Raw genomic sequence first — 21,879 nt, forward strand, 5'->3', positions numbered from 1 at the left:
TCGTTGACGAGCCGGAGCGATACTTGCTGTCTTTCCGTTTGGAGACGACGCCCTCAAGCCTGGCCTGCTCCATAAGGTGGAAGACCGCCGAGCCGGTGCCTGGCAGAACTTCACTGAATTGACCGCCGGCTGGGATCAGCGGGATTTCGCGGCGATCCTCGAAGTTGGCTGCGCTCTCTGAACGTGACTCGGAACATCTACGCTCATCACAGTCGTCTATGGAACAGGCCATCCGCACGCAGCCCCATCGGCCGTCGGCCTCTGCGGTTCCAAACCTGGCCCATATCGCCACGGACCTACACGCTCAGACGCGTTATTATGCTTCGGCAGTAATGCTCAAGTTCCTGCTCGGGAAGATCAACCCGAGCTCATGTTCGCTTGAAAGAGCTGACCAACCAATTCCATGCGAATCCTCACATACTCTGCGACTTTCATATGCTGGGCTGCGCCGCCGGCCCTGCCGGCCTCCCGTCGAAAGATGACATCGACCTTTCTTTCAACTCGCGGAACTGGCGCGACGCCGCGGCGAGCCTGTCGTCCCATCCCGGATCCGGCACCTGGCCTTCGATCGCCTTGAAATAGACCTGCATCAGCGAGGCGATGGCGAAGGGCTCGACGAAGGCAGACTTCAGTGCCCAGGCAAAGACGATCGCCAGCACGAAGCCCCAGCCGCTTAACTGGCCCGGCATGAGGTAGACGATCGCGCCAGCCGGCGCCAGCATGAGCAGGAAGATGACGAAGGTGACGCCCCACAGAATCAGCGCCAGCCACACCGCGTTCGTGACCATCTTCGTGCCATTCTGGGCATAGAGCACGACGCCCTGCCGGGCGGTTTCGGAGGGCGAGGATGAGTCGATGCGGATATTGTAGCCCAGGATGATTTCGTCGACATAGGTTAGCGAGATGCGGATCACCGTATTGACGAAGCGCATCAGCCCGTCCAGACCCGGAATGGGCAGCAAGGCGGTGATGCCGCCGAGCAGACTGGTGACGGCGCGGATCGCTCCCTTCACCAATTGGTCAACGACGAAGAGGATGTTGGCCTCGGCAAAGCGCTGCTTTACGACCTCTTTTGCATAAGCGATCTGACTCTGCCCGCCGGGCACGTTGCGACCGTCGATCAGATGGACCATGACGGCGACATGCCCCGCCTTCAGCACGTAGAGGATATATTCGCGGATCCAGTAGAGCGCGATGGAAACCAGCGCGAAGCCGGCAATGCCGCCGTAGAAGGCCGTGCCTTCCGGCCCGCCGTCGGCAAAGATGTGGCCGACACCCCAGCCGATGCCGGCGCCTGTGCCCGTCGCCGTGATATAGGCCAGTGTCATGGCGAAATAGACGATCGTCCGGAAAAGAATGAACGGCCAAGTCCTGAGCATGATCGCCACGGATCTGGCGACCGAGAAATCCCACATCATTCCACCCTCCGCCAAAGAGACAAACCAACCGGATCGCCAGCGGCGACTTGTGGCACCGGAGCGCTGAATGGCCGCTCCGAAGCGCCCGCTTCCGCGGCGGTGGCGACAGCGATACCAAGCAGCGCCGGCGGGAGAGACGGAGCAATTTTCCAGAGTGACATTGGAATTCTCCATCAGTTCAGGGTCGACCAGGGGTTGCCGAGACTGCGGCGGCCAGTCCCCACCCGAGCGTTCGACGGCATTAGAAGCCTGGGGGGATCCCTCCTTGGGCTCTCTCGGGGGCGCAGGTGACGTGGCCCGCTGGAAACAGCTTTTGCAATGAAGACCGAATCGACGCCTCTGCCTCAGGTGGAGTGCTGTCGCTGGAACAAACGTAGGGGCCTCCTTCACCTGGCTTGCAGCAAACGTTTCGGGAAGCTGCGGGCACAGGGCCTGCGCCATCTTGGTCGGCCTGAGCGGGAAATCCTTCCTTCGGTTCGCAGAACGCGCCATACTTGTTTTTCTCCTTGAGCACCACATAGCCAGGGGGGCACGAGCGCTCACCCTGACTTTCGACGTCGACGTCTTTTTTCTTCTTCTTGTTTTTATGACCTCCCTGCACGTCGCAGGGCATGCCGAATCTGGTCAGGCCCGCGGCGCCGCCTGGACGACAGGGGGGCTCGCCCACGGTACCGTCGCCCTCGTTACCGCCCTGCTGCCCGGCGGTTCGCCTGTGCTTCTTGACGGTGCCGCAGATCAACTGGCCGTCGTCGAACGTGCAGCCAAAGGCGGCGGCTCGAACCACCGGGGTGCTATAGGGCCGCTCGGCCGCGACCGCGGCGGCGGTGGTAACGACGGCGATACCAAGCAGGATCGTCAGGAGCGACAGAGCGATTTTCAAAGTTGACATTTTGAAGTCTCCGTCACGGGAAGCATTCGTTGGGGGAAGACGCCCAGTTGTTAATCGCCGAACTCCTCAGGCCCGGCGGACACATGCACGTCCCCCCGTGCGTGGCAATGGTGATATCGCCAGCAAACACCAGGCCCTTAGCGACGCATGTTCGGTTAGCGGCGGCTGCACCGGACAACTGCTCTGCGCCCGGTCTCGACGTTGGGTGCGACAGTCTCCGCGCGAGCACGCAGGAGCGATAGTACCGGCCGGCAACGTAGCCAGGCGGGCAATTCCACGCCACCTGGATCGCCCGAACGGTGCCCGCCGCCGTCGATCCGGCCGTCGCCAGTCCCGGCAACGAGGCGGCAGCGACCATCGCCTGGTCGTCATTGCGGCTCCCGTCGTAACCGCGGGCCAAGACAGGTGAGTTCGCGAGCGGACCGATGCAGAGCATGACCGCGATTGTCTGGAGTGTTTTCATGACTTCCCGCCTCTTTTTGCAGTGGCTACTGTCGTGTTCCGTTCCAGCTGCCCTCGACGGCGTCGGGGTTGCTGCCGAAACTGTAGCTGCCGTCGAAGGACTGGGCATCGTCGGCGAGCATGAACTTGCCGCTCCCTTTGGTGCCGTCGCGCTGCACCCAGGCGAAGCGCAAGATGTTGCCATTCACCTCGCCGATGATCTTGCCGGCGCTTCCGTCGGAGCCTTGGTAGTTGCCGGAGACGCTGTTGCCCTTCTGCTTGAGCGAGAGGCTGTAGGCGACGTTGTCGGCATTGGCGGACCAGCGTCCGGAAAAGCCGCCCGTGGCGGGCGCCGCTGCCTGGTGCTTTCCCTTCGACTTCGCGAACCCGGCCGCCCCTCCGGGCGGCGTGCCGACATCACCGCCGCCGAACGCAAGGAATTGGGAGGATACGCAACCGTGCACCGGCGCGCTGATTTGGCACCAGCCGCCGGCGCCGCCACCTCCGCCGCCTTGCTGCGTCTTCGGCTTGGCGAAGCCGGCAGCCCCGCTCATTGCACCGCATGGGCCGATCACCGACACCGTGCCGCCTTCCGGCACCGTGCCGACCACCTGGCCGCCCGGGCCGCTGCGCACGTTCAGCTTATCCAGCCCCGGCTGGTTGATCACCACCGTTGCCATTGCATTGCCGCCGCCGCAGGTGCTATCCGCCTGCTGCATCGGCGGTATGCCACCCATATCCGCCGGTGTTTGAGGCGTGTCACCTCCCCCGGCATCATCGGCGTTGGCCGGCCCCGGCGACAGCGGAGTGCCGTCCACGACCTGCACGTTGTTGATCGCGTTGACCATGACAAATGCGGTCATCGGTATTGCCGTCACCTGAAAAGTGCCGCCCCGCACCGCTTGCAGCAGCTGCTGCCCGTTGGGCTTGTTCGGATTGAACGCCAACCAGTGCTGCTCGTTCGGCGCAAAGAGCCGATCCGCCCAAGCACATTGGCCAGGCCCCGGCGGCGCGGTGTTGGCCGGTTGCGATGCGTGGTTGAAGGCGACGAAGACACCCGTCTCGTCCTTCAATGTCACCTGCATTCCGCCGCCGCCCTGGCACGACAGCACCCCGCCCGGCGTCGGACCGCCGCCGCCGGGCCGCCCCTGCGTGTCATCTTGATCGGCTTCTCCGGCACGTCTGGCGGCGGTGCGGCCGCCACCTTCATCGGGTTGTCGGCGCAGAGCAGGCCGATATTGTCGATGAGGCTTCCCGCGCGACCGTAGATGCCGGTCCCGATCTCGTCCTTCTTGCAGAGGATCTTCACGGGATCGTTTATGGCTTCTCCCCCGGCCTGCATGGTCGTCCAGGTGTTGGTGCCGTCGGTCATGGAGGTGCAGCGCAGGATGAAGCTGTTGACGATGTTGTTGTGGTCCTTCCACACCCTCATGCCGGTCACGAGCGCATTCTTCGGGCAGAACCGGCCAGTGCTGCCAAACGGGTCACCGCCACTGCCACCCCCGTGGAAATGGGCGTCGCCTATGACGTCGGTGACGGTCCCGTTCTTGTTGAGCGTCCCGCAGTCGATCATGACCGTGTCGAGGGCTTTGCCGGCCCGCAGGAAGACCCCGGCCAGCGCCTTGGGCGAGCAGGTTCCATGAAACGGGGAGCCGCCCTGGCCGCCGAAGGAGCCGGCTTCGCGCTCGGCAAAAGCGCTCGGCGCCAGGAGCGGCGCGGCAAGAAGGCAGAGGGCAACCAGCAAGCGACACCGAGCGGTCGAACGGTGAGACATGATGTGACCTCCTTGATGTTGCTGCTGCGTCGCGTCCAACGGAAGCGTCAGGTCCCCGCGATCATTAACGCGTCCCATTCCAGGAGCCCTCCACGGCATCGGGGTTGTTGCCGAAATTGTAGCTGCCCGCGAACGACTGGCCGTCAGCGGCGAGCGTGAACTTGCCGCTGCCTCGGGTGCCGTCCTTCTGGACCCAGGAGAAGCGCAGCACGTTGCCGCTCACCTTGCCGGTGATTTGCCCGGCGCTGCCGTCATCGCCCTGATAGCGGCCGGAGACGCCGTTGCCGTTCTGCTGCAGCGAGAGGTCGTAGGCGACATTGTCGGCATTGGCGCTCCAGCTTCCGCCGAAGCCGGCCGCTGCAGACGCCGATATCTGCTTTTCTTTCGGCTTGGCGAACCCCGCCGCGCTCTTGGCGAACCCGGCTGCCCCGCCGCCGAACTTCAGGAACCGGGAAGAGACGCAGCCGGACACCGGTGCGCTGATCCGGCACCAGCCGCCATCGCCGCCGCTTTGCTTGCTTGCGATGATGCCTGCAGCGCCGCCGGTCCCCCCGCACGGACCGGTCACCGACACAGCCTGGCCTTCCGGAACCGTGCCGGTCACCTGGCCATCGGGACCATTGCGGACATTGAGCCTGTCCAGCCCCGGTTGGTTGATCACCACCGTCGCCGTCCCCCCGCCGCAGGAGTTATCGGCCCGATCACCACCGCCACTTGCGTTGCCGGTACCGCTGCCACAAACGGCCAGCGCATCGGATCGCGCCTTGGCTTCCATGTCCAGAAGCCGCATGTCGTCTTTGTGACTCATGCACCACTTGATGTAATCCTCCCCGCTCGAAGCCCATTGTGCGCCGGTGCCACCACAGCCACGACTGCCGTTTTCCTTAACGGCCTTAACGGCTGCCATCGCATAACGAACGCAAATTGTCGCCCATGGGGTTTCACCAGTCGAGCACGCCCCCCGATCGCCGGCCCGGCAGGTATGCTTTATGGGCTTCGTCGGCGGCGATCCCGTCGTGACACAAGATGTGCCTGACCAATTCGCCGAAACAACATCGTCAGATTTTCTTCGTGCCCTGACTCTGAAACAGTATTTGGTGTTCGGGTCTACTTCTTTGATGGTGAAGCCGACTATGTTGATTGGGCTGGTCGGCACCTGGTTGGGCGTCGTGTGGTATTCGAAGAAGGAAGGGTTCCAATTGGCTCCAACCTCCCGAGGTAATCCCGATATCGGTGGCGCATACTTGTTACCATTCTTGGTCATCTCAACTTCGAAGCCGACCAATTCGGGACGAATTCCGCCGATTGTAAAGACGGTTCCCGCCGTATTTTTCCATATCACCGTAACGCCAAGCCCCAACCCTCCATATATTTGCGGATCTGTCGGCGTTCCCGGACGGTCGCGAGCGGACGCTGAGGTGGCGATTACCGCGCATGACATGACCGTAAGGCCGACTACCAATGTCCGCAGAACTGACATGAGGGGCATTATGCACTCCAAGACCGGTTGAATTGGTGTGTTGATATCCGCAGCTGAAATCCAGTCATGTGTCTGGGGCTCCCACTCGTCACCTGGTCCCCAGATCGAGTCACCTTTCCAACACGCACTGAGCTGGAAGAGGCTCGACGGTCATCGCTCCGTCAGGCGCCCGGCTTTCGCCCTCGTACCTGAGCCTGAGATCCACAAAGCCGTCCTCGCCGCTCGAATCGCCCTTGTCGGCGAGCAACCCGATTCTCAGTCCCGCTACGACTTCGGCGCCCCCCGGCGCCGGGGCGAGCTTCTGCAGGCACGCGTCGCGCGCGTTGAGGAACGCGTCCTTGTCGTCCGGCTTCGACGCCGGATCGCGGGTTTGCTCGATGCATGCTTCAAGATCGGTGAGAGTTGGCAGCTTGACGCGAACCTTGGCGGTGCCGTCCAGAGCCTCGCCGGCCTCACCCTGGATTGACGTAGAGGAGTGCTTAACAGCGATCGAAAAGTCGCCGAAAGGTCCGGTGACCGTAACCGGGCCGGCGTCGCCGCCTGGATAGGCAAACGTCATCGGCAGACTCCACTTAGGGTTCATCACATCGGCGCGCCCACATGTGAGCTTGAGGGCGGCGGCCTGCGTGCCGTCCGGCAGCAGGAGAGCGCCAAACATTGCCAATGGCGGCAGGAATCGACTGATGGTGTAACCTGTCACGATCGTGCGCTCCCTTGCCTATTGCCGCGTCCCATTCCAGGAGCCCTCCGCGGCATCGGGGTTGTTGCCGAAGTTGTAGCTGCCCGCGAACGACTGGCCGTCAGCGGCGAGCGTGAACTTGCCGCTGCCTCGGGTGCCGTCCTTCTGGACCCAGGAGAAGCGCAGCACGTTGCCGCTTACTTTGCCGGTGATTTGCCCGGCGCTGCCGTCATCGCCCTGATAGCGGCCGGAGACGCCGTTGCCGTTCTGCTGCAGCGAGAGGTCGTAGGCGACATTGTCGGCATTGGCGCTCCAGCTTCCGCCGAAGCCGGCAGCTGCAGACACCGATGTCTGCTTTCCCTTCGACTTGGCGAACCCCGCCGCGCTCTTGGCGAACCCGGCTGCCCCGCCGCCGAACTTCAGAAATCGGGCAGAGACGCAGCCGGACACCGGTGCGCTGATCCGGCACCAGCCGCCATCGCCACCCCTTTGCTTTTTTGCCATGATGCCTGCAGCGCCGCCGTTCTCGCCGCATGGACCGGTCACCGACACAGCCTGGCCTTCCGGGACCATGCTCGTCACCTGGCCATCGGGACCATTGCGCACGTTGAGCTTGTCCAGTCCCGGCTGGTTGATCACCACCGTTGCCGTCCCCCCGCTGCAGGAACCGGTGCCGGTGCCAACACTACCCGAGCCGGACGACAGCGGCGTGCCTCCCTCGGAGCCACGTCCGGCGGCCGTGCAGTCATTCAATCGCTGCTTGAACTTGGCCTCTTCGGAATCGGCGACACCGTCACCGGAATGCGCCACGCATCGCTGCACCCAATAGTCGTGAGGATTATTCCAGGGAGCGATCTGGACGAATTTACAGCCAAGACCCCGCGCCTCACCGGCGATGGCGGTCATGCGATCGCCATAGGCGACACACGCGTTGCTCCTACCGGTGTGCTTGACGGGCTTCTCCGGCGCCGGAGGTGGTGCCGAGGCTGTTCCCGCCTTCACACCCGAGACGCAACAGCCGTTCGGCGTTGGCAGTGGCACAGCCGATTTCAGCCAACATATTGCTTTCGGACCCTGAATGCCCGCCTTGACGTAAGTCCAAGCCTTGCAGTTCGCGTCGGATTCGCACGCCGACTTGCAGGGTCCGAAGCCTGCGATTGTGGCCTCCAAATCGAACCGGTCGTAATCGTGACCCGGTCGATCGACGCCCGTTTCGGCGGTCGAGTCGCCCCCGCTTCTGCCGGTGCTGGCAGAATGGAGGGGCGGGAATCGCCGCGTGACCTGCCGCCAATTCCCGCAACTCGACGACAGTCCATATTTGCCGCCGTAGCAACCCTGTGCCGAATAGGTCACCGTGCCATCCGGCTGAACCGCCAGCCTTAGAACTGAACCAGTTTTCCATTCCGTCTGGGATTGTCCGGGCACGATTACGTTAAAGACGTCAGTATTTCCATCCGGCCATAGGGTGATCTCGAGGATGCGGGAGTTCCCGTTGAACGTCAGGCGCTCGTCCACACAGACGCCTGAGAATGTCGTGCAGTCGCTGGCATGCGCCGGGCGTGTCTGGGGAAGAGACATCAGCGTCAACATCGCGAGAAGCCCGCAGAAGCGGCGCGCCGTTCGCTCGAAAGACATGGCTTAGCTCCTCCGGGCACCTGTTGAAGCTGCGTCCGACGAAAACATCAGATGCCGGCGATCATTGCCGCGTCCCGCTCCAGCTGCCCTCGACAGCATCGGGGTTGTTGGAGAAGTTGTAGGTGCCGTCGAAGGACTGGCCGTCGCCGGCGAGCACAAACTTGCCGCTCCCACGAGTGCCGTCCTTCTGGACCCATGAGAAGCGCAGGATCTTGCCGCTCATCTTGCCGCTGATATTTCCGGCGCTGCCGTCGGCGCCCTGATAATTGCCGGAGACGCTGTTTCCCTTCTGCTTGAGCGAGAGGCTGTAGACAACGTTATCGGCATTGGCGCTCCAGCTTCCACCGAAGCTCGCCGTCGCCGACGCGGACACCTGCGGCTTGCTCTTCGATTTCGCAAAGCCGGCCGCACCTCCGGACAAGCCGGTGTCGCCACCGAATGCGAGGAACTGGGACGACACGCAACCGTGCACCGGCGCGCTGATCTGGCACCAACCACCGCCGCCGCCGCCTTGCTGCGTCTTCGGTTTCGCGAAGCCCGCCGCCCCGCTGATCGCACCGCACGGGCCGATCACCGAAACTGTATCGCCTTCCGCCACCGTGCCGACCACCTGGCCGCCGGGACCGTTGCGCACGTTGAGCTTGTCGAGGCCCGGCTGGTTGATCGCCACCGTTGCCATTGCATTGCCATCGCCGCAGATGCCATCCGCCTGCTGCATCGGCGGCATGCCACCCATATCCGCTGGTGTTTGAGGTATGCCGCCTCCCTCGGCGTCATCGCCGCGGGCCGGCCTGAGCGTCTTGTGCTTGTTGCCTGCACTTGTGCCTGCCGCTGGCACGAGGTCGACATTCGAAGCAGCTAAAGTCGGAAAGTCCAAGATAAGCAGCGTAGCTATGCCCAGCAGAAGGAGTCGGAACCCACCGGCCCCGGTCCGGCATTCTTTGGTAGCCATTTGACGGTCCTCCTCGCCTACTGCCACGTGCCTTGTCCTGCCTAACCGGCGTTGCCCGAGTTGGCCGGAGCGCCGCCGCTTCCGCCAGAAGCACCACCGCCCGGGTCGTACCGCTGTAGTTCGACGCGGCGGTTTTTGGCGCGTCCTTCTTCGGTGTCATTGGATGCGACTGGTTGCGTCATGCCGGCGCCATCAGAGGCGAGGCGATCGGCGGCGATGCCATATTGGGAAACGAGCGCGGCAACGACGCTGGCGGCGCGGCGGCGGGACAGGTCAAGATTGTAGTCCGCGCCGCCCTGGTTATCGGTGTGGCCGACAATGTTGAGCTTGAGGTCGGGCTCCGACGTCAGCAGCTGCGCGATCTGGTCGAGCGTCGGCTTGGACTCAGGCTTGATGATGTCCTTGTCGAAGTCGAACAATATCCCATAGACCGCAATTTTTCCGACGTCGGAAAGCGCCGAGCCGATCTCCTTCGCGGTGACCACTCGGATCTTGCCGGTCTCCATCGCCTTCGTCTCGACGACCCTGACGACGGCAACGTTGCCGCTGCCGCTTTCGCCGAGATAGACAGCTGCGTAGACCGCGCCCTCCGGGCGCTCGAGCCGTGCGAGAAGGTAGCGCCCGCCTTCCTGGAACCAGTTGTGCACATAGTCGTCCGAAAGCTTCGGCAGGCTGAGCGGATCGCCGACGGCTTGGCCAAGCAGATATCCACCCTCGGGCTGGCCTGATTCGAAGCAGGAGCCATTCTTGGTGGCGCAGGTGAAGACCTCCGAGAAGCCCTTCGCCTTTAGACCTTCCTCGTAGTTGCGGAGAACCTCGAGCGTCGAATGGCCTTGCGGCAGCGCGTAGTAGATGAGCGCGCTGCGGCCCTCGACCGTCTTGAAGCCAGTGCCGCCATTGGTGCTTGTCGGCGAGAAAGGTCCTTCGACGAGGTTCGCCTCGTCATATTCGCTGACGGCGTAGCCGACGATCTCGGCGCCCTCGTAGCGCCCTACCAGAGGGTGATCGGAACTGCCCTCGACATCCGCCGCCCGGACAGGCAGCGCCATGCCTAGTCCACCAACGATCAGCAGCACGGCGATGGCGCCGATCCTATTCGTGCTGGCCATGGTTCTCATCCTCTCACACCTCGAGCCGATGGATTGGTGGACTGCTGCGCCAACAAGACCGGCGACCGGACCGCCAACGCGACGCGCAGCAGAGACATTGGCCGAAAGCAGCTGTAGCGCGCTCCCATTGCTTAGGGCCGCAACAGCGTCTGGGGGAAATTGAATGATTGTATGCCGGATATTGGCGCCATGAATTTGGGCGCATTCGATCTAAACTGCTGCGCGTTTCGGCGCGATGACAAGGCGGGGATCGCCTAATCGCACATGCTGGCGGGTTTGGTTTACTTTTGGGGGTCACGAGGATGGCCATTGGCTCATCGCCAAGCACGACAGTGCGGTCCCGCGTCAGCAGGCTCTCTACAGATTGTGAACCGCGGACAATGCTTGCCAGCATCTCCATGCCCCTTGCCGACGGGCCATGCTTGGCAGACGAATTGCGGCGTCGCTTTCGTCTGCGGGACAGCATCAGGCACCGCAGAAGAAATTGCCGTGAAAACCATGGGTCGCCTATCATCATATGATGATAGAGAGAGCGATGGTGCGCGTTCGAAGGGTTGGCCCCTGGGAGCCTCGGTCAGCGCGGCAGCGGGTGTGCCGACTTCATGAGGGCAACCAGCTGGCTTTGCTGGTTTGTTCCGGTCTTGCGGAAAATACGATTGAGGTAAGTGCGCACAGTGGAGAATTGCAGGCCAGCTTCAGCTGCCGCCGCCTTGAGGCTATGTCCCTTGGCCAACGCGGTCACAAGATTTACCTCGGCAGGTGTGAGATCGAAGAGGCCCGTCAAGATGGTCGGGGACGGTACCAGAGCGCTTGCCGAGATCGCCGTCGCGACGACGATCAGATCACCTCCTTCGAAAAGGTCATGCGCGCTCCGTTTGAGCGGAAGGACGTGGACCACCGCCGGCGGGGTGCCGCGCACTGGGATGGATCGCGGGGGCAGTCCGCCACGCACGGCCTGCAGCGCGGCCTGGAACAGGCGGTTGCTCTCAGAGTTGGCGACGGCGACGCCGCCGAATGCCGTCGGCAGGAACAGCGACTTCTCGCGATCGAACAGGCCGTTGGTCACCCGGACACGGCCGTTGGCGGCGAGAACGGCGGCCGGAAGCCCGATCTTGGCCAAGGCATCGACGGCGCCGCGCGCCTGCACGAGGCCAAGCCGCGCGGCCGCGAGCGTGGCGCGCGCCATGTCGGGCCGCATCCGATCAAGAACTTCAAGTTGCCGCTCGTCGTAGCCCCCTTCGTCCAGCCCGCGCTGGAAAACAAACATTGCGAGCTCACCGCTGGGCATGGGGATGGCTGCGCAGGCATTCACGCCCAGGCCACGTGCGCGCAACCGGACGCGTATCGGGTCGTCCCGTACCTCGTCGGCCGTCATGAATCTGTCTACATCCACGAAGCTGGAGGGCCGGACGGTGCCCATACGCGCTGCCGCAGTGGACAAGCGCAGGCTTTCGTCCTGCAGGAACTCGCTCATCAAATCCTGCAGCCATGCGACGGCCTTTCCGCGAACCGGCGCGCTATCCGCGAAAACGAAGAGCGCACCGCCTTTCGATGCCGACGCATTGGTGATCTGCTCGAGAACAGCGGGCCATTTTTCCGCTATGAACGCGGCTTCATAAAGCGCATCGACAATTTCTGTGAGCATTTGCACTCATCTTGTGCAGCCTGTTTTTTGTGCTGCGAACGGGTACGCTAACAAATTCGATGCCACTGTGCCATGCATCCGCGGCCTAGGGACAAAGTGCCTGAAAATTTTCGAAGACGTCCCCGAATCAGGATTGGGACTAAAGGACGGGCTTGCACATCTGTTCCGCGCCAAGGCGTGCGGTTGTCGTTCATGACCGCCGGCGGACGCGCCGTGAGCGCCCGCCCGTCCCATCTTTGGGAGGGATCAATAGCTTATTGCGTATTACTGTAGAATTTCACCGATAAAGGTCTGAGGACCATAAAGGACACCCAGAAGCGTGCTGAGGCCTTCAAGGCAATGGCCAGCAAAAGCGGGATCAAGGTTCACACTCTGTTGTGGACACACCGCTAACTGGATGTCGTGGCAATTGCCGAAGCCGAGGACGACATTGCTGCGACCACCCTATCCCTATCAATCGCATCAATGGGCAACATCAGAACTGAGACGCTGAGGGCGTTCGATACGACAGATATGACCAAGATATTGGCGAATTGGTCTGACGGCCATGTTGCCAGCGTGCGCGGGTGATTGAAGCTGGCGCCGGGCTTTGTGCTCGGCGCCTTTCAGCCTATGTCTCATCCTGCCAGATCACACGCTTCTCCCACCGAATCTGCACCAGGCGCCGGAAGCGGATCGTGTGGGCCTGCTCCCCGGTCGGGTGGAATAGCTGCGCGCTCATCCACTCCCGGCTCTTGCACTGTTGGCAGCGGACCTTGTCCCTAACCTCATCGATGGTGACGTTGCCGATCACCTCCCGCAGCTCGATCGGCTTGTAGTAGCGCGTGATATTGCAGCGCGCGCAGCGGAGGCCCGCCACCTGCCCCGCGTCATGGGCATGCGTCAGGGTCCAGGCGGCGCCTCTCGGCCACTTCTCCAGTTGCTCGGGCATGCATTCGAATTGAGAACATATTCCTGTCCGGTCAAGGGGCCGCTTGACTCTTTTGTTCTCATTTCGTTCACTGTTGCCCATGAGCGACGAAATCAGACTGCCCAAGTCCGAGTACGCCACGCTGGCGGGCGTGCAGCACCACTTTTGCGAGCACGACGGCTGCAGCAAGGATGCCGGCTGGGGCTTCGCCAAGCCGAAGCAGGCGCCTCTGCTTCGAGCACCGCTGAGAAGGTGAGCAATTCCTGTAGGAGCGACCGATGTCCCGTCATCAATTCGTGCATGAACTGGAGAGTGCCGCCGACCATATCGCAGACACTTCGCGGGCCGATTTGCAAGTGCTGCTGCGCAGGGCCGCGCTGCTGCTCAGAAACGTCGGCGGGCTCAGCCTCGATCCGAACACCGACGAGGTGCTGAACGGCCTGGCCGCCGAGATGGACAAGACCAAGCTCGATCTCGTGGAAACGATCGTTGGCGAGTGGCTGGTAGCCAACGCCTATCTGCCGGTGCCGCACCAGTTGGACGCAGAAAGCGCGGTGGACGGCAACGCATGATCAACGCACCAAGGCACGACGGCGAATACGCCGACCGCGAGGTTGACTGCCAAGAAGCGATGGAGCCAGGTTTTCAGGCGATCGTCGATTGCATGCTGGAGGCGGGTTGGACGCGCGGCGAGGTGGTGCGTGCCCTGCGGCGCCTGATCGCCGCGGACAACATGACCCAGAAGGAAAAAGCTAGGGTCGAGGCAGAACTGGCCATCGCGCGGGCGATGATGCGAGCGGGAAAGGCAGTCTTATCTGCTTCGCCAGTTACGCCGATTTGCGCCCAGCCTTTGCTTTGGGCTGGCGTTTGATGCCTTCCTTTTCCAGGCTCTTTCGAAGCACGGAAGCGAGATTGACGACGTTCTCTTTTGGCTGAGGCGCGGGCTTTGGCGGCTTCTTGCCCTTGCGCTTGGCATCGATCATGGCAATGAGCGCGTCTTCGTAGGTGTCCTCGAATTTCGACGGATCGAACTTGGTCACTTTCTTATCGATCAGCAGTTCGGCGATCTCCAAGAGATCCTTGTCGTATTTCGGCCTTTTTAGGTCATCGAATACGCTGCTTTCGGAGACCATCTCGTTGTGGGTGCGCAGCTCAGTCAGTAGCATGCCTTTGCCGAAGGGCTGGATAACGACTTCCCGGCCGCGCTGATAGAGGACGACGCACGATCTCGCCGCGACCCGCTGTTTTGCCATCGCCTCGCGCAGCACCGTGAAGGCTTCCAACGCCGCGCCATCGGCAGGAATCACATAATAGGGCTTTTCGAGGTAGCGCGTGTCGATGTCCTCAATGGCGACGAACTCGCTTACTTCAAGCGTGTGTTGTGAGGTCAGCTTCAGCTTTTTGATCTCGTCGGGCTCGATTTCGATGAAATCGCCCTTGTCCGCCTGGTACCCTTTGATCTGGTCTTCCGACGGAACGACGTCGCCGGTCTCTTCATCGACGTAGGCGCTCTTGACGGGCAGCCCGTTCTCTCGATTGAGGATCTTGAAGTGGACTTTTCCGGCCTCGCTGGTCGCCCCGACGAGCTTGACGCCGCAAGAAACCGAACCGACCTTAAGGAAACCCTTCCAGACTGCGCGTGGGGCCGCCATGTGCCATTCCCGTCATCGTTCTGATCACCAGGAACATCTGGCGCCGACCGTGGTTCCCGACTGCTAGTTTTCTTCCCGGAAATCCTTACGCTTAGGGGCCACCATTGGACCGTTCAAGCGGCAGGAGGCCCTTGATATCATCGCAATGCTTAGGGGGTCACGGCACCCTGGTTAGAACGTTTGAGTTCAACCCCGTCCCTTACGAAAGTGTGCGCTCACTGATCGTTGGCTGGCGGGATCTGACCGGTTCGCCGCCCCGTGGTAGCCCGAGGTGCATCTGGTTCCGGCTTCTGTTCGAGGCGTCCCCTTTGACCAATCTCTTCAGCGAGCGCCAATGCCTCAGCGGCATTCTTCGTTGCGAGGACGGGTTGCCAATACCAAGTTTCGAATGCACTGACGACGTACATCATGACAAAGCCCCCCGGCTTCGGTCTGTTGATCGCTGAACAATACTTCGGCGGTACGCCCAGAAAAATGACGCAACAGTCTGCTTGCGATGCGACCCAAGTCTGATGGTGCCGGGTCATTCTGTAGACAACGGTCAATATTTGCCTCATGCTGTTGCTAGAGGGGCGGGGCTTGGACAGATCACGGCACGACAATCGGTCTGAACAGTGGCGCAAGCGCACCGGCGCAAAGCGGTCGCGGGCTTTGCATTGGGCGAGCGTTCCGCGGCGACTGATCTTCGTGACTGTCGCCACGGCCGGCGTGCTGGCCGCTCAAACAGCCATGCAGCACAGCGACAGCCTGCCCGAGCTCAACCTGTCGAATCTGATCGGACCGAAGCCGCAGCCGATCACCGGGATCGCGTCCGTCATCGACGGCGACACGATCGAGATCCACGGGCAGCGCATCCGTTTCAACGGCATCGACGCGCCGGAGAGCAAGCAATATTGCGACGACGCCAAGGGCTTCGAATATCCCTGCGGCCGGCACTCGGCGGAGGCGCTTGAGGGGTTTCTGGCCGCCTCGAGGCCGGTGCAGTGCACGTTCGTGACCTGGGATCGCTATCACCGGTTCGTCGGCGACTGCCGGCGCGCCGACGGTGCCAGCGTGGCGGAATGGATGGTCGATCACGGCCAAGCGCTGGACTGGCCCCGCTACAGCCACGGCGCCTATGCGGCGCAGCAGGCGAAAGCGCAGGCGGCGCAGGTTGGCATGTGGGTTGGGAGGTTCGAGGCGCCATGGGACTGGCGCGCATCGCCTCCCGACGGCGCGGCACCGTCGAGCCAACCGCTTGGCATCATGAGCCGCAAGCTGATCGCGCAGAGTGGCTATTTGTGCGAGCCGCGGCGGACATGCAAGCAGATCAGTTCCTGCGATGAGGCCCAATGGTATCTGCAGAATTGCTCATGGGGCGGTAAGCTGGATCGGGACGGCGACGGCGTGGCGTGCGAGACGCTATGCTGAAAGTATCAGGAGCCTTTCATCGGAAAAATGGTAGCCAGCTCAGGATCGTTATCACGGCACCTCTGTCTAGCTTGAGCGGCGGCAAGGGTTGAGCATGGTGCTCGGCGCGAGCGATCTGCCGGCGAACAGCGCGCTGTCGTCATTCTCCCAGCGATTAGGCCGCCGGGAGAATGACGGTCGAATCCGAGGTGATCGCGGCGCGGAGAACGGGTTCGGGAAGGTAGCGAGCGTCACTGAGATAGCGCCAGGTCGCCCCGCGCCACTGCTTGCGCCTCGCCCGCCCTTGCCGGCCGCACCGCGCAAGCGCGAGGTAACAAGCTTCAACCCCTTCGGTCCTCTCGCTCGGCCGCGATCATACGCACGAAATCGATATCCATTTTCGCCCACGGCCTCAGTCGGGCGACCTTGGCGACCACCCTTGGCCCAGTGGAAGAATTCACCCGCACGGTCGCGCGCGGACCGCGCGGTGTTGTGCCTCGCAATGGGCGCTGCGTAGACGATGCAGCGGCAGACAGTCACCGGGTGATACCCCAGGACTTCTTGAGGAAATGGCGTGCGGCGGCCGAAATTCCTGCATGACGGCCGGCCGGAGTCACGCGCTCGATCGAGTGACCAGCCACTTGACGCGACTGCAAACGGGGGCATGCTCGGCGGGCGTGGCCCGCTTCCCGACCCGACGGAGTCACATCATGCGGTGGTCCTACCCGATCCTCCGTGTCGGCGGCACCGAGATCCGCATCCACCTGACCTTCCTGCTACTGCTCGCCTGGATCGGCATCGCCTTCGTCGTGGCGCTCTCCGCCCGGTGCCGCTAAGCGCCTGCGGCGTGCCCCGATGGAGGACTACAGATCCAAAACACGTCGCGTGAACCCGTCCAGGCTCGGTTCGCCCAATTCGCTACAGGCGACCGAGGAAAACCAGGATAATGATGATCAGCAACACCAACCCCAAGCCACCGCCCCCATAGTACCCGGTGCCGTAAAAGGGACTGCCACCGAGGCCACTGAAGCCGCCAATCAATAGAAGAATCAGTATAACTATCAAAATTGCGCCGAGACTCATGGGATTTTTCTTTCTCTGTTTGCGCGCTCGTGCATCCTGAGCGCACTGCTCCACTGTTGATCAGAATATTAACTCGGAAATGGCCCTTCTGTTCCGACAAACCCAGCCGGGACGCAGCGCTTAGACCGCCCGCAGACAGCGGATCCCCGCACCTCGTCGTCCGCTCGAGGGCACCAGTAGCCAACGCGAACGCGCGCACGATCCAAAGGGAGCGGCGACGAACATGGCGTAGGAGATCACGTCAGTCAGTCCGAACGGAAAAGCAACGTGCAAAAAGACCATAGCCGTCAGAAGAACGAAATAAAACCGGGAGGATTTGAGAGAAAAATCAGCGATGAAGCACTGACGTGTCCAGACGTTTCGCAATGAGCCCGCCCGGCAGGCGGAATCTCGACTCTTGCATCAAGTCCAGCTTGACAGGATCGTCTCCATTTCCACCGTTTCGACCTGCTGTGCAAACCGCTGGTGATAGACCGTCAGTAGTGCATCATGGGTGGCGTCGGACGAGCTACACAGCGCGTCGGTTACCAGCACCACACGGAAACCGAAGTCGATGGCTCCTAACACGGTGGCGAGCACACATACGTCGGTCTCGCCGCCGGTGATCACCAACGTGTCAGTTTTCCTCTCCGTCAGTAGACTCGTGAGCTTGCCCTCGAACCAAGGCGAGTAGATGTGCTTGTCGATAATGGCTGCGGGTGGACAGTGCCGCGCCAGCGACGGCAGAAGATCGGCCATTTCGAAGCCAATCTCCGTCAGGGTCATTGACGCCCACCGTTGATAGTAGTGCTTCCAGGTGCCGATGCCTTGGCCCGGTTTGCTAGCTGGGAGGAAACGGGTAAATACGGTCTGGGCGGCGCGTCGTTCGACAAGACTTTCGATCCGCGGCAAGACACGGGTGATCCAAGGCGTCGCCCACGGCGATGGTTCGGCAAAGAGGCGCTGCATGTCGACGCAAAGATGCACGCACCTGTCACCCAACGGACCATAGGCCAGTCCCGGCGCAGACATCAGGACGTCATTGATGCGCTCTTGTTCTCGCCGCCTTTTTTGCCGACGCCGAGCGTTCAGCGGCCGAGCGATTGGCTGAGGCAGCACCACCCTTCCTTCCGCCCTTATGGGCGGCTGGATTTCCGGTGTGCTTGCCGCTGCCGGAGCCGCCTTCCTTCTTGCCGCCGCCATCGTCCTTGTTGACGGTCGCCCAAGCGCGCCGCTCAGCCTCCTTTTCCGAAATGCCGCGCTTCTCGTAGCCTTCGGCGATATGGTCGGCCTTGCGTTCCTGCTTGTCGGTGTATTTCGACTTGTCTCCGCGTGGCATGCGTGCCTCCTATTTGTTTCGTTTCGTTTTCAGCGCATCTCCGAGATCGCGTTTGTCGGGATCCTTGAGGTTTTCGCCGGCGGCATCGCGATCTTCGTCCGGATCGTCTTTGGCAGGCAGATAGCCCGGAGGCCGGTTTTCCGGTGGGCCCTCCCAGCGCGGTTTCTGTTCGGTGGTGCCTGGAGCACCGTGGCGCGGCGTAGTCATATTGACCTCCTAATCGCGGTGTTCCGGCATGTTCTTGAGTTGATCCTTCGTCCATGACGTCACGGCGTGCACGTCACCATCTTCGTCGCGCATGAAGTCGAGCTGGTTTGCGGCAACGGCAACAGGCTTGGCGCCGATGCCGAGGAAGCCGCCGACATCGATGACGACTTGGCTACCGTGGACATGATCGACAGAACCGATCTTCTCGTCCTCGGGTCCGTAGATGGTTGCGCCTTCGAGGATGTCCGGGGTGAGTTCGGCGTTTGTTAGCCTTACGTGATTTGTGTGGTCCATGGCTCGCATCTCCGCTGGATGAGATTCAAATAACCGGCGGAGGGAAGAACAGTTCCACCCTGCGAAGGGACGACAGGAACCCATTGCGTGGCGGGCAACGATTGACCGGCTGCGCATCTCAGCGACCGGTGCTATCGCGCGAGTCTGCTACAGGCTTGCTATCGGTGAACCGCATTCTCGCGGCCAGCAGGCCCTCGAGAGTGGCCGGCACTGCTAATTTTGCCGGTATGCACGGCCTGTTCCGAAGCAATGCTTGGCTCGGACAAGCCCGTGCGAGAGCCGCGAGTTTTGTCTAGGGTTGTCTTCCCTAACTCACAATCCCTGGAAGACCTTCTGGGCGGTCCCGAAGCCGCGACGACTTTTCTATGCCGTGATCAAGGCACAGGCCCATGCAGATTTTATGTCAAGAACCGCGGTTGTGGCGATTGCCGTTGTTCGCGCGTTGATCTTCGCATCAGTGAGTTTACGCCGCATCGATTTGAAACCCGCCTATTTGAACAGACGGTTCAACCGCCCTTGGTCGTAATCCTCGTCGCGCCCGACAACGCCGATCTGTCGTTTCCAGCGACAATCCATCAGTGCATGAGCACATATCTTAGCCAAACAAGAAATCTGCGCCCGTTGAGGCTCCGGCGGACCGTCGCGGCGGCAGATTTGCCTTCTGTCAGGGTACCAGCATGGCAACTACAGACTATGTCATGCAGTTGCCAGTCGCTGAGTTCGAAGAAGCGCTTGGCTTCTCCATAAGTGTCATTTTTGAGACCTGCAGCACGCAGCAAAGGATCTTCGAATGCAACGGTAATGGGGGAACCATCTGCCCGTGCCAGCCCGCGGGCCGCCGCAGGCAAGTATTCGGTGCCGATCAGCATTCCGAGGCTTCGCACGGGATGTTTATCAAGAAGATCTGCCCAGCGCTCAATCCGTTGCGTTCTGGTCATCGTTGACGTTGGCCCTAGCGAGTTAACGTCGGCAATTGCTTGCAGCTCATTTAGCGTTTGATGTCTCATGGTTGACTCCTATTGATAGGCCGCGCGTCAATCCGAGGATTGCCCGACAGCATCGACGGCCTCGATTTAGCCCATTGGTAAGTTCGGAGACTGCTGTGCCTCACTGATGCGATTGCTCGGGCTGGCTTGACTCGATGTCGAACGCGCTGGCACTGGACACGGTCTTCACGGACGTCGCCGTGTCGAGCTTGGCGCTGTTTGCAAAAGGCGCCACCGCCGCCGATTGCGCAAGGGCCGAAGGTCCGCCGACCAGCATGGTCGCAGCGGTGGAGAGAGAAGCTTTCTCATGGGATTCTCCGAAGTTTAAAGGTGCCCTCGGATGTTCCAACGCGGAAAACGGAGGGAGGTTGCTTGTGCGCCAGGCAACCGCGGTATGCCTCGTCACGAGCGAAAAGGACCAACCTGCTGTGCGGAACCCGAGACGGTCAAGCATCGTCCGGGAGACCGCCGCAGCGCAAGCTTTCTAGAAGAGCATCGTAACCGCGTGGTCCCAACCCTTGCGGCAACGAAGGATGCAGTGAGCGGGAGCGACCCCCACGTTGCATTCGCGGAGTAGTATAACAACCCCTTTTTGAGACGTAGATTGCGGGGCCGACAAGTTGGATGAAGGATAGTTTGGGGCAACTCTCAGTGAACCAAGAAGGCGATATGCGCGAGCGAGAACTCAGTTGGCGCCGTTTCAAACTATCCATTGGAGCGCGAGGCCAACCACAGACAAGACCATCGTGCTGGTAGCGAGCCAACCGAGAGCCCGCAGCCAACCCTGCACAGGAAACTCGCCCATGACTTCGGAGCGCCCCGTCATTTGCATCATGACGACCATCACCGGAACCGCGCAAATGCCGTTGGTGACAGCACTCCAATAGAGTGCCCTGATTGGATCGATCGACATGAAGATGATAGCCATTCCGAGCATCGCCGCGGCAGCCAATGTCGTATAAAACGCCATCGCCTCCTTGGGCTGTCGCTCCAGCCCCACCGGCCAACGGCACGCTTCACCCACGGCGAATGCAGCCGAACCTGCGAGAATCGGCACCGCAAGTAGTCCGGTGCCGATGATGCCGGTCGCGAAGACCATAAGCGCGAACTTACCTGCAACTGGCTCCAGGGCTTTGGCAGCGTCAGTCGAGGAATTGATCTCAGTCACTCCCGCCTTGTGCAAGGTGGCGGCCGTTGTAACGATGATCGCAATAGCTATCAGGTTCGAAAATGCCATCCCGACCAAGGTGTCTGCGCGAATACGCTGGAAGGCGCCAGATGCTTGCCATGGCGCCCATTTCAACGGCTTGGCTTTCGGGTCCACCTTCTCCTCTTCCACCTCTTGCGAGGACTGCCAGAAGAACAGATAGGGGGAAATCGTAGTGCCCAGAACAGCAAGAACCGTTGTGAAAAAAGACCCGTTCCATTCTACGTGCGGGATGAAAATGCCTTTGAGCGCTTCTCCCCAGGGGATATGTGCCATGAACGCAGCCACAACGTAAGCGAAGAGGCTGAGCGTCGTCCATTTCAGAACCGTGACATACCGGCTGTAGTCGACAAAGACGATCGCAGCAATAGATGCCAAGCCGAACCCAACCACGTAGAGCGAACCGGGGCCACCCACCAGCAATCGGAGCGCCTCAGCCATCGCGCTGAGGTCCGCGCCAATATTGATAACATTGGCGCCGAACAACAAGGCGACCACAAAATACATCAGTTCTGCGGGATAGTGTCGAGAGAGGTTTCCAGAGATACCTCGGCCTGTCGTCCGACCAATCCGCGCCGCTATCTCCTGGATCCCAGCCATGAGCGGAAAGGTGAAAATCATTGTCCAGCCAATATTGAAGCCAAGCTGAGCACCCGCTTGGCTGTAGGTGCCGATACCCGAAGGATCGTCGTCTGCAGCGCCCGTAATAACGCCGGGCCCAATTGTGCGCAGAAATCGCTGAAATGGCCCTCTTGCCAGCCCAATTGTCTGTTTCTCGCGGACTTCGGCGCCGATGTCGCCCATCGCATTA

The 21,879-nt window shown here is 61.5% G+C and carries 27 protein-coding genes; 7 read left to right on the plus strand and 20 right to left on the minus strand.

Features of this window, described 5'->3' with window-relative positions; all coding sequences use genetic code 11:
- Window positions 1-183 precede the first annotated feature (183 nt).
- Entirely contained in the window at window positions 184-333 is a 150-nt protein-coding gene (locus tag ABID26_RS27805) for a hypothetical protein (protein WP_354417152.1), read from the plus strand.
- A gap of 98 nt (window positions 334-431) precedes the next feature.
- Here the strand turns inward: ABID26_RS27805 and ABID26_RS27810 are convergent, their stop codons facing one another.
- The 10 genes from ABID26_RS27810 to ABID26_RS27855 all read right to left on the minus strand — a co-directional run bounded on the left by ABID26_RS27810 (window position 432) and on the right by ABID26_RS27855 (window position 12,022).
- Window positions 432-1,415 (minus strand): hypothetical protein, encoded by a 984-nt coding sequence (locus tag ABID26_RS27810; RefSeq protein WP_292367312.1) that lies wholly within the window; start codon window positions 1,413-1,415, stop codon window positions 432-434.
- A gap of 244 nt (window positions 1,416-1,659) precedes the next feature.
- Window positions 1,660-2,307 carry a hypothetical protein gene (locus ABID26_RS27815; protein WP_292344302.1) on the minus strand — a complete coding sequence of 216 codons (648 nt, stop codon included), beginning with the start codon at window positions 2,305-2,307 and terminating at the stop codon, window positions 1,660-1,662.
- A gap of 488 nt (window positions 2,308-2,795) precedes the next feature.
- The gene (locus ABID26_RS27820; protein ID WP_354417154.1) at window positions 2,796-3,821 is read right to left on the minus strand and encodes an SH3 domain-containing protein; all 1,026 of its coding nucleotides are present in this window, start codon (window positions 3,819-3,821) and stop codon (window positions 2,796-2,798) included.
- 2 nt (window positions 3,822-3,823) lie between these two features.
- Window positions 3,824-4,522, minus strand: coding sequence for a jacalin-like lectin (locus tag ABID26_RS27825; protein ID WP_354417155.1), 699 nt, complete (start codon window positions 4,520-4,522; stop codon window positions 3,824-3,826).
- 64 nt (window positions 4,523-4,586) lie between these two features.
- The gene (locus ABID26_RS27830) at window positions 4,587-6,011 is read right to left on the minus strand and encodes a fibronectin type III domain-containing protein (RefSeq protein ID WP_292367219.1); all 1,425 of its coding nucleotides are present in this window, start codon (window positions 6,009-6,011) and stop codon (window positions 4,587-4,589) included.
- A 100-nt stretch (window positions 6,012-6,111) separates the two neighbouring features.
- A complete protein-coding gene (locus tag ABID26_RS27835; protein ID WP_292340613.1) occupies window positions 6,112-6,702 on the minus strand; it encodes a hypothetical protein in 591 nt (196 codons plus the stop codon).
- Between the two features lie 18 nt (window positions 6,703-6,720).
- Window positions 6,721-8,316, minus strand: coding sequence for a PAN domain-containing protein (locus ABID26_RS27840; RefSeq protein ID WP_354417157.1), 1,596 nt, complete (start codon window positions 8,314-8,316; stop codon window positions 6,721-6,723).
- Between the two features lie 61 nt (window positions 8,317-8,377).
- Window positions 8,378-9,295 carry an SH3 domain-containing protein gene (locus ABID26_RS27845; protein ID WP_292344306.1) on the minus strand — a complete coding sequence of 306 codons (918 nt, stop codon included), beginning with the start codon at window positions 9,293-9,295 and terminating at the stop codon, window positions 8,378-8,380.
- A 14-nt stretch (window positions 9,296-9,309) separates the two neighbouring features.
- Window positions 9,310-10,377 (minus strand): OmpA family protein, encoded by a 1,068-nt coding sequence (locus tag ABID26_RS27850; protein ID WP_292302736.1) that lies wholly within the window; start codon window positions 10,375-10,377, stop codon window positions 9,310-9,312.
- A 574-nt stretch (window positions 10,378-10,951) separates the two neighbouring features.
- A complete protein-coding gene (locus ABID26_RS27855; protein WP_126098517.1) occupies window positions 10,952-12,022 on the minus strand; it encodes a helix-turn-helix transcriptional regulator in 1,071 nt (356 codons plus the stop codon).
- A 402-nt stretch (window positions 12,023-12,424) separates the two neighbouring features.
- On the opposite strand from ABID26_RS27855, the gene ABID26_RS27860 reads away from it, so the two are divergent.
- Window positions 12,425-12,592: a GYD domain-containing protein gene (locus tag ABID26_RS27860; RefSeq protein ID WP_292302737.1), complete on the plus strand. Its 168-nt coding sequence runs from the start codon at window positions 12,425-12,427 to the stop codon at window positions 12,590-12,592.
- Between the two features lie 40 nt (window positions 12,593-12,632).
- Here ABID26_RS27860 and ABID26_RS27865 read toward each other — a convergent pair whose 3' ends face one another.
- Entirely contained in the window at window positions 12,633-12,953 is a 321-nt protein-coding gene (locus ABID26_RS27865; RefSeq protein WP_292340617.1) for a hypothetical protein, read from the minus strand.
- A gap of 79 nt (window positions 12,954-13,032) precedes the next feature.
- Between ABID26_RS27865 and ABID26_RS27870 the strand changes: the two genes are divergently transcribed.
- From ABID26_RS27870 to ABID26_RS27880, 3 genes are read left to right on the plus strand one after another with little or no spacing between them, the layout of a single operon-like run.
- On the plus strand, window positions 13,033-13,188 hold the full coding sequence (locus tag ABID26_RS27870) for a hypothetical protein (protein WP_292302739.1): 156 nt from the start codon (window positions 13,033-13,035) through the stop codon (window positions 13,186-13,188).
- 22 nt (window positions 13,189-13,210) lie between these two features.
- Window positions 13,211-13,504 (plus strand): hypothetical protein, encoded by a 294-nt coding sequence (locus tag ABID26_RS27875; RefSeq protein WP_126098514.1) that lies wholly within the window; start codon window positions 13,211-13,213, stop codon window positions 13,502-13,504.
- Complete coding sequence (locus ABID26_RS27880) at window positions 13,501-13,803, plus strand: hypothetical protein (protein WP_292367217.1); 303 nt, start codon at window positions 13,501-13,503, stop codon at window positions 13,801-13,803. Before ABID26_RS27875 ends, ABID26_RS27880 begins: the two co-directional genes overlap by 4 nt.
- On the opposite strand, the gene ku is transcribed toward ABID26_RS27880, so the two are convergent.
- Window positions 13,760-14,584 (minus strand): non-homologous end joining protein Ku, encoded by an 825-nt coding sequence (gene ku, locus ABID26_RS27885; RefSeq protein WP_292340619.1) that lies wholly within the window; start codon window positions 14,582-14,584, stop codon window positions 13,760-13,762. The two genes, ABID26_RS27880 and ku, sit on opposite strands and share 44 nt — an antisense overlap.
- A 555-nt stretch (window positions 14,585-15,139) precedes the next feature.
- On the opposite strand from ku, the gene ABID26_RS27890 reads away from it, so the two are divergent.
- Window positions 15,140-15,994, plus strand: a complete 855-nt coding sequence (locus tag ABID26_RS27890) for a thermonuclease family protein (RefSeq protein WP_292302742.1) — start codon at window positions 15,140-15,142, stop codon at window positions 15,992-15,994.
- A 689-nt stretch (window positions 15,995-16,683) separates the two neighbouring features.
- Window positions 16,684-16,809 carry a hypothetical protein gene (locus tag ABID26_RS27895; protein ID WP_292302743.1) on the plus strand — a complete coding sequence of 42 codons (126 nt, stop codon included), beginning with the start codon at window positions 16,684-16,686 and terminating at the stop codon, window positions 16,807-16,809.
- 82 nt (window positions 16,810-16,891) lie between these two features.
- Here ABID26_RS27895 and ABID26_RS27900 read toward each other — a convergent pair whose 3' ends face one another.
- From ABID26_RS27900 to ABID26_RS27935, 8 genes are all read right to left on the minus strand, one after another.
- On the minus strand, window positions 16,892-17,056 hold the full coding sequence (locus ABID26_RS27900; RefSeq protein ID WP_082044297.1) for a DUF3309 family protein: 165 nt from the start codon (window positions 17,054-17,056) through the stop codon (window positions 16,892-16,894).
- Window positions 17,057-17,458: 402 nt separating this feature from the next.
- Window positions 17,459-18,067, minus strand: a complete 609-nt coding sequence (locus ABID26_RS27905; RefSeq protein ID WP_292340620.1) for a cysteine hydrolase family protein — start codon at window positions 18,065-18,067, stop codon at window positions 17,459-17,461.
- 7 nt (window positions 18,068-18,074) lie between these two features.
- Window positions 18,075-18,374: a plasmid stabilization protein gene (locus ABID26_RS27910; protein WP_292302745.1), complete on the minus strand. Its 300-nt coding sequence runs from the start codon at window positions 18,372-18,374 to the stop codon at window positions 18,075-18,077.
- Between the two features lie 9 nt (window positions 18,375-18,383).
- Complete coding sequence (locus ABID26_RS27915; RefSeq protein WP_126090111.1) at window positions 18,384-18,581, minus strand: hypothetical protein; 198 nt, start codon at window positions 18,579-18,581, stop codon at window positions 18,384-18,386.
- Window positions 18,582-18,590: 9 nt separating this feature from the next.
- Window positions 18,591-18,875, minus strand: coding sequence for a PRC-barrel domain containing protein (locus tag ABID26_RS27920; protein WP_126098508.1), 285 nt, complete (start codon window positions 18,873-18,875; stop codon window positions 18,591-18,593).
- A 575-nt stretch (window positions 18,876-19,450) separates the two neighbouring features.
- The gene (locus tag ABID26_RS27925) at window positions 19,451-19,882 is read right to left on the minus strand and encodes a hypothetical protein (protein ID WP_292302746.1); all 432 of its coding nucleotides are present in this window, start codon (window positions 19,880-19,882) and stop codon (window positions 19,451-19,453) included.
- Between the two features lie 100 nt (window positions 19,883-19,982).
- Window positions 19,983-20,315, minus strand: coding sequence for a hypothetical protein (locus ABID26_RS27930; protein ID WP_292302747.1), 333 nt, complete (start codon window positions 20,313-20,315; stop codon window positions 19,983-19,985).
- A gap of 246 nt (window positions 20,316-20,561) precedes the next feature.
- Window positions 20,562-21,872 carry an NRAMP family divalent metal transporter gene (locus ABID26_RS27935; RefSeq protein ID WP_292367215.1) on the minus strand — a complete coding sequence of 437 codons (1,311 nt, stop codon included), beginning with the start codon at window positions 21,870-21,872 and terminating at the stop codon, window positions 20,562-20,564.
- Window positions 21,873-21,879 lie beyond the last annotated feature (7 nt).

It is taken from the genome of Mesorhizobium shonense (genome assembly GCF_040545255.1).
Lineage (GTDB): Bacteria > Pseudomonadota > Alphaproteobacteria > Rhizobiales > Rhizobiaceae > Mesorhizobium > Mesorhizobium shonense.